Origin of the sequence: Legionella sp. (genome assembly GCF_047605385.1) — a bacterium.
Classification (GTDB): Bacteria; Pseudomonadota; Gammaproteobacteria; order Legionellales; family Legionellaceae; genus Legionella.
Genome location: NZ_JASGFU010000118.1, coordinates 1 through 4,561 on the forward strand (window position 1 = coordinate 1; position 4,561 = coordinate 4,561).

Consider the following 4,561-nt stretch of genomic DNA (forward strand, 5'->3'; position numbering starts at 1 on the left):
AACATCTAACATCTAACATCTAACATCTAACATCTAACATCTAACATCTAACATCAAACATCAAACATCAAACATCAAACGAGCTAGAGGTATGGAGTTGCAAGTTACTTTATCACAAGTACTCCAACATTATCCTTTACAACAAGGATTGGCTGAATTAGTAGTTTATTTGTCTATTGCAGCAAATGATAAACACGCGGTGTTTGATGAGCAGCAAATTGAACCAATTTCTTGGTTTGATAATGTGGGCATTATTCGTGAGGCAAGTCTTCCACGTATTATTTTTACACGAGGCTAACGTGAGTGAAATAAAAGAACATGGTAATACCTTATCTTTAATACTGATCAAATTGATGAAAGGTGTATTCTATTTAGATGATGATCCTGCCTTATGGCAACATTTACTTCATTCACAAGCGCAGGTACGTGATTACGTGCATCTTATTGGCCTGGATTTATCATTATTGGAAGACGAGGGAATTGCTTGGTTAAATACTCGCCACACAGAACATGGAACGATAGAGCTTCCTTCCCTAGTCAATAAACGCCAACTTTCTTATCCAGTGAGTTTGCTGTTGGCTCTATTTCGCCGCAAATTAGTGGAACATGATGCAATGAGTGGTGAGCAGCGTTTAATTTTAGAAAAAGAAGAAATTGTTGAACAGTTGCGCTTATTTTTGCCGAGGGGGAGCAATGAAGCGAGAATGATAGATCAAGTAGATACTTACATCAATAAAATCGTTGAATTAGGTTTTGTGCGTCGTTTACAAAATGATGCCAATAAAATAGAAGTCAAACGGATCATTAAAGCCTTCATTGACGCGCAATGGCTCCATGATTTTGAAGAACGACTTAAAGCTTATGCTGTATATGCTGGCTTGAATCCTGCGGAAGATTAAGCATGCAAGAATTACTTTATCAATTAGAAAAAACTGATGTACTGTCAGGTTTTCGCTTAAGACACGTTGAAGTATTCAATTGGGGAACTTTTAATCAACGTGTTTGGCGTTTGATTCTTAATGGAAAAAATGGCTTACTTACGGGCGATATTGGATCGGGAAAATCCACTTTAGTCGATGCCATTACCACGTTGCTTGTTCCTGCACACCGTATTGCTTATAACAAAGCAGCTGGGGCAGAATCTAAGGAACGCAGTCTTCGTTCTTATGTTTTGGGATATTATAAATCGGAACGCAGTGACTTGGGGCATGCTGCCAAACCTGTTGCTTTACGCACTACAAATAATTACTCGGTGATTCTGGGAGTTTTTTATAATGAAATTACAGAGCAAACAGTGACATTAGCTCAAGTTTTTTGGCTTAAAGAACCTACAGGACAACCAGCACGCTTTTTTGTTGTAGCGGATCAAATTTTAGATATTGCCAATCATTTTGCCAATTTTGGCCATGATATAAATCAATTGAAAAAAAGATTGCGTCAATTTATTTCAATTGAATCCATTTTTGAAAGCTTTCCACCATATGCTGCTGCATTCAAACGACGTTTTGGTATTCATAACGAACAAGCATTGGAATTGTTTCATCAAACAGTTTCCATGAAGTCCGTAGGCAACTTGACCGAATTTGTGCGTGAACACATGCTTGAAGCTTTTGATGTAGCGCCACGTATCGAATTTTTAATCCAGCATTTTGATGATCTCAATAGAGCGCATGATGCAGTAGTTAAAGCAAAAAAACAAATTGAAAAACTAACTCCTTTAACGCAAGATTTGGATAATCATACTCAAGCTCTACTCTTTAAAGAGCATTGGCTCACTTGTCGAGAGGGACTGCGCTATTATTTTTCACAATTAAAAATCGGCTTATTACAAAAACGCCTTACTCATTTACATGAAGAGCATCAAAAGCTATCGGAAAAAATTACCCAGTTAGATGTAAAACGTGCCCAAGCAATAACAGAACGAGATCATATTACTCTAGAAATCGCAGCTAATGGTGGTGATCGTTTGGAGCGCTTGCGCTTAGAAATTGAAGAGCGTTCACGTGAGCAAGGGAAACGAAAACAAAAAGCTAATGAATATCAACTCATTGCAAAAGAATTAGATTTGCATTTGCCGGATAGTTTAGAGCATTTTTTGAACAATCATTCAACACTACAAGAACGTCTGGCATCTTTTGAAACTGAAGAAAGCAACCTTCAGAACCAATTAACCGAGTTTACTGTTGAATTTAAAACACTCCAACAGCAACATCATCTGCTTTTAGATGAAATTAATTCATTAAAGCAAAGACACAGTAATATTGGATCGCAACAAATTGCTTTACGTGCTCAGCTTTGTCAGGCATTAAATATTAAAATAGAAGAAATGCCTTATATTGGGGAATTATTGCAAGTACATGAGCGAGAAACTGCGTGGGAAGGCGTTGCTGAACGTCTATTACATCATTTTGGTTTATCATTGCTCGTACCTGATCGACATTATAGTAAAGTCAGTGAATGGGTAGAGCGAACTCATTTGCACGGTAGATTTGTCTATTATCGTGTACCTGCTGGTGTTGAAAAAAAATATGAAAAAGCGCCACAATCTGGTTCATTAGTAGAGAAAATACAGATTAAGCCAGATTCTGAGTTTTATTCCTGGCTTGAAATTGAACTGACCAAGCGTTTTGATTACCTTTGTTGTGATACTATAGACAATTTTCGTAAAGTTCAGCAGGCAGTAACCAAAGCGGGTCAAATTAAATCCTCTGGCCACCGACATGAAAAAGATGATCGTTATCGCATCGATGATCGAAGTCGCTATATTTTAGGATGGAGTAATCAGGCGAAAATTAAAGCTTTAGTGACGCAAAAAAATTATCAAGAAGAAAAATTACAAGGGCTTGGACATGCGATTCATCAACAGCAGATTTGGCAAAAAAAATTGGCTCAAGAAAAGACGCACATTGTGCGTCTTGAATCATTTAAGGAGTTTGAAGAATTAAATTGGCACGCATTGACTGTTTCTATTGCCAAGTTAGAACAAGAACGAGCACGACTCGAAGCAACTTCGGATGTGCTCAAACTATTAAATGATTCTTTATCGCAAATAACTCTAAGTATTAAGGAATTGGAACAGCAATTAGATCACCAAAAAGATGCTAAATCTAAAAAGCACGGAAGGAGCTCGCTTATCAACAATTACAAGCGTGTGAGCAAGAGCTTATTTCTTCAGAAATTAATGATCCAGCTTCACTTATTACACATTTAGATACTTATCGCGCAGAAGCTTTAGGTGAGCATCAACTTACTGTAGAATCTTGTGACAATCGCCAGCAAGAACTGCGAGTATGGCTGCAAAAGAAAATTGATGGCCAAGACAGTAAACTTAAAACTCTTGAAGAGCGTCTTATTAAAGCCATGGAAGGATATCGACGTGATTATCCAGCAGAAACACAAGAGGTTGATGCACGAATCGAAACGGGTCCAGAGTTTAAAGCCATGTTGGCTAATTTGGAGGCAGATGGCTTGCCACAATTTGAACAGCGATTTAAGGCTTTGCTTAATGAAAATACCATCCGTGAGATTGCCAATTTTCAATCGCAACTGAACCGTGAAGTACAGGAAATTAGAGAACGTATCGAACAAATTAATCAGTCCCTTGCCGAAATTGAGTATAATCCCAGGCGCTATATTTGCTTAGAGATCCAAGACAATAATGACATTGAGTTACGTACATTTCGTTTTGATTTACGTCAGTGTACTGAAGGTACGCTTAACAGCCAAGAAACTGAACATTATGCTGAAAATAAATTTTTGCAAGTTAAAGCAATTATTGAACGTTTTCGTGGGCGTGAAGGGAGTACAGAGCTTGACAAACGCTGGACTCGTAAAGTGACTGATGTGAGAAACTGGTTTGTTTTTGCCGCATCAGAACGTTGGTTAGAAGATCAAAGTGAGCACGAACATTATACTGATTCAGGTGGAAAATCTGGAGGTCAAAAAGAAAAACTCGCTTACACAGTACTTGCAGCAAGTCTTGCTTATCAATTTGGTTTGCAAGCGGATAATTCCCGAAATCGTAGTTTTCGTTTTGTAGTTATTGATGAGGCTTTTGGACGAGGTTCTGATGAATCGGCACGTTTTGGTTTGGATTTATTTAAAAAAATGAACCTACAGTTATTGATTGTAACGCCTTTGCAAAAAATTCACATTATCGAACCTTATGTCTCCTCTGTGGGTTTTGTACACAATCGTGAGGGAGGTGAATCCATGCTTCGTAATTTGGCAATTGAAGAATATCAAAAAGAACGCGAGGCATATCTTGCCGAGCAATAACTCATGGACTACCCTTCCAGAGATACGCAACAAAGTAACTGGCTATTGGGATTCAGGTCGCTTATTAGCAGAAACCTTAGCTCCTACGGATTTATTTCCCTGGAGAATCCCATTAAGAGTACCTTCTTCTGTTGAGTTAAGCGTAAAATTTGAACAAGTTCGAGTTTGGATACGTGAGTTACAAGTACTTCCAAAATTAAGGGCATGGAACTTGAATGGAGAGAAATCAATTGAATTAGTTTTGACTTGCTCTGACACAACTACTTGAAAAAGTGAGAGTTTC

The 4,561-nt window shown here is 38.0% G+C and carries 5 protein-coding genes; all 5 read left to right on the top strand.

The genetic code is table 11. The features are described from left to right. The first annotated feature begins 73 nt into the window (after positions 1 to 73). The 5 genes from QM652_RS14130 (at position 74) to QM652_RS14150 (ending at position 4,546) form a co-directional block, all read left to right on the top strand. Positions 74 to 298, top strand: coding sequence for a DUF3375 family protein (locus QM652_RS14130; protein WP_415076903.1), 225 nt, complete (start codon positions 74 to 76; stop codon positions 296 to 298). 1 nt (position 299) lies between these two features. Further along, complete coding sequence (locus tag QM652_RS14135) at positions 300 to 899, top strand: DUF4194 domain-containing protein (protein WP_415076895.1); 600 nt, start codon at positions 300 to 302, stop codon at positions 897 to 899. 2 nt (positions 900 to 901) lie between these two features. After that, the gene (locus tag QM652_RS14140; protein WP_415076897.1) at positions 902 to 3,211 is read left to right on the top strand and encodes an ATP-binding protein; all 2,310 of its coding nucleotides are present in this window, start codon (positions 902 to 904) and stop codon (positions 3,209 to 3,211) included. A gap of 149 nt (positions 3,212 to 3,360) precedes the next feature. After that, positions 3,361 to 4,278 (top strand): SbcC/MukB-like Walker B domain-containing protein, encoded by a 918-nt coding sequence (locus tag QM652_RS14145; RefSeq protein ID WP_415076899.1) that lies wholly within the window; start codon positions 3,361 to 3,363, stop codon positions 4,276 to 4,278. Further along, the gene (locus QM652_RS14150) at positions 4,166 to 4,546 is read left to right on the top strand and encodes a DUF3322 domain-containing protein (protein ID WP_415076901.1); all 381 of its coding nucleotides are present in this window, start codon (positions 4,166 to 4,168) and stop codon (positions 4,544 to 4,546) included. The genes QM652_RS14145 and QM652_RS14150 overlap by 113 nt, the downstream gene beginning before the upstream one ends. Positions 4,547 to 4,561 lie beyond the last annotated feature (15 nt).

Excerpts from the sequence above, each read along its gene's own strand:
- QM652_RS14140 (WP_415076897.1), top strand. The coding sequence starts at position 902 with ATGCAAGAATTACTTTATCAATTAGAAAAAACTGATGTACTGTCAGGT.
- QM652_RS14145 (WP_415076899.1), top strand. The coding sequence starts at position 3,361 with ATGGAAGGATATCGACGTGATTATCCAGCAGAAACACAAGAGGTTGAT.
- QM652_RS14150 (WP_415076901.1), top strand. The coding sequence starts at position 4,166 with ATGTCTCCTCTGTGGGTTTTGTACACAATCGTGAGGGAGGTGAATCCA.